This is a genomic window from Variovorax sp. P4_D9, assembly GCF_056401695.1.
The window spans coordinates 1-1,928 of sequence record NZ_JBFUIU010001249.1 but is presented as its reverse complement, the minus strand read 5'-3'; the positions used below and the strand labels follow the sequence as shown (position 1 = coordinate 1,928).

Genomic DNA, 1,928 nt, shown 5'->3' with positions numbered 1-1,928 from the left:
CGTTGAAGAACTCCACCGCCTCGGTCGATCTCGCCCGCCGTCCAATGCGGCTGCGACGTTGATGCAAAGCGCTTCGGGCACTACGATTCATGCTGGCTGGCCTTCGGAAAGATGGTTTGATTGCTTGGTAACAACCATCCTATCGATCCTGGGTCAGCCACCTCTCTTTGCCATCAAGCACTTACGTCCCGCGCCGATGGCCCAACAGCTAAAGTAAGTGCCATTCGACTTAGAGGAGCCTTGGATAACCGTAGTCCTCGCCCGGAGAGTGCTCTTTCATCCGCTTTTGCGCCGCCTTCACGAACGCGTCGACATGGACCGAGGCTGTTCGGCGACGCAGCCAGATCGCGGAAAACCAGATGCCCAAGTGCTCGCCCCGAAGATGAACGGGAATCACGAGCGCATTGGGCCGTTGCCTGACGAGCGTCGACATCGCGACAGCGATTCCAAAGCCTCCTTCGGCGAGCGCGACCAGGCCATTCGCTACCCGGCTTTCCATTCGGATATCCCTCATCGTCAATCCTTCGACCTGGCAAGCACGACTGAGGAGCACGCGGCTGGCGGAGCCGGGATGCATGAGCAGCAGAGGCTCGCGCTCCAGATCCTGCACTTCCAAGGTCTTTTTCCCTGCTAAGCGGTGCGACGCTGCGACCACTGCGACTAAGTGCATCGGAAACAGGCGAGTGGTAGCCAGTGTCTGACTCGTGAGGTATTCGCGTGTAAGCGCCAGGTCAAGTTGGCCTGTCTCCAGAAGATGGACGAGCTCGGGCGCGTCTGCCTCCACAATACGCATGCTCACATTGGGCTGCTCGCGGGCGAAGGGCAAGAGAAGGGCCGGGATTAGACTCTCCAGCGCACTTGACATGGCACCGATGCGCAACACGCTCGTGTTGCCAGTTGCGAGTTGCTGCGCTCGTCTGGCCAAGTCGCCGGCTTCTTCGAGCAAGGCTTGCGAACGCCCGTGGAGTTCTTCGCCTGCTGGAGTCAGCTCAAGGCGGCGTCCGCGCCTGAAGAACAACGATACGCCCAGATGCTTCTCCAACTCGGCGATCTGCCGCGAGACGGCTGGCTGAGTTCGATAGAGGCGATTCGCGGCTTGCGTGACACTCAAGGTTTCAGCAACGGCGCAGAATACACGCAGGTCGACCAATGTCAGTGGGCTCATCGCCAAAGCATACCAATGTCATGATACTTATATCAGCGACCACTTCCAGGAGTTGCCGGCGGCGTTGGATTACACGCAGTCACGCCTCGAGGCGCAGGGCAGCGAGTGCCTGGCGCTGCGCTGCGACGTGTCCGACAGTGCCGCGTGGATGTGTTGTTCGCGAGAGGCGGCGCAGCGCCTCGGCGCGGTGGACATCCTGGTCAACAACGCCGCACCCGTGCCCACCTCGCCGGCCGAGGAAGCACGTCGCAACCTGCAATACCAGTACATGACCACACCGATGCCTCGCCAGTCGCTGGGCATCGTCTCGTCGCTGTCGGACGACGATTGGCTCAAGTGGTGGAGCGTCAACATGCACAGTGTCTTCTATTGCACCCGTGCGGCGCTGCGGCTGATGGAGCCGAGGCGCCCGGGCAAGATCATCAACATCGCCTCGATCGCCAGCCCCAGCGCGATGAGCACACACAGCCCTGGCTATTCAGCCACCAAGGCCGGCGTGATCAGCTTGACCTAGACCCAATACTGTTCAGATAGATAATTCTGTGCGACAATCCGGTCCGGTCTCCACTACGGACGGAATCGATGGCACGAACAAGGAAGGCGCTACCGGCTCGAGTTGACACGGCGCACCTGATCAGCGCCGGGGTGCTTGCGGCGGTGTGTCCGCGCCCGCTGATTGACGAGGTGCTCGCCGAGACGGGCAAGGCCAGCCAGCGCGAGCGGCTGCTGCCGGCAGCGGCGGTGGTGTACTACGTGATGGCGC

At 61.3% G+C, this 1,928-nt stretch carries 3 protein-coding genes; 2 read left to right on the top strand and 1 reads right to left on the bottom strand.

Going from position 1 to position 1,928, the window contains the following annotated elements; translation table 11 throughout:
- Positions 1 to 229: 229 nt before the first annotated feature.
- Positions 230 to 1,165: a LysR family transcriptional regulator gene (locus AC1DY5_RS53580; protein WP_478122345.1), complete on the bottom strand. Its 936-nt coding sequence runs from the start codon at positions 1,163 to 1,165 to the stop codon at positions 230 to 232.
- A gap of 64 nt (positions 1,166 to 1,229) precedes the next feature.
- On the opposite strand from AC1DY5_RS53580, the gene AC1DY5_RS53575 reads away from it, so the two are divergent.
- Positions 1,230 to 1,679 (top strand): SDR family NAD(P)-dependent oxidoreductase, encoded by a 450-nt coding sequence (locus AC1DY5_RS53575; RefSeq protein WP_478122344.1) that lies wholly within the window; start codon positions 1,230 to 1,232, stop codon positions 1,677 to 1,679.
- Between the two features lie 68 nt (positions 1,680 to 1,747).
- Positions 1,748 to 1,928, top strand: a 181-nt coding sequence (locus AC1DY5_RS53570) for a transposase domain-containing protein (protein WP_478122343.1), incomplete at its 3' end; no start/stop codon positions are given.

What these genes read in the sequence shown, in the direction of transcription:
- AC1DY5_RS53580 (WP_478122345.1), bottom strand. Translation starts at nt 1,165, where the DNA reads ATGAGCCCACTGACATTGGTCGACCTGCGTGTATTCTGCGCCGTTGCT.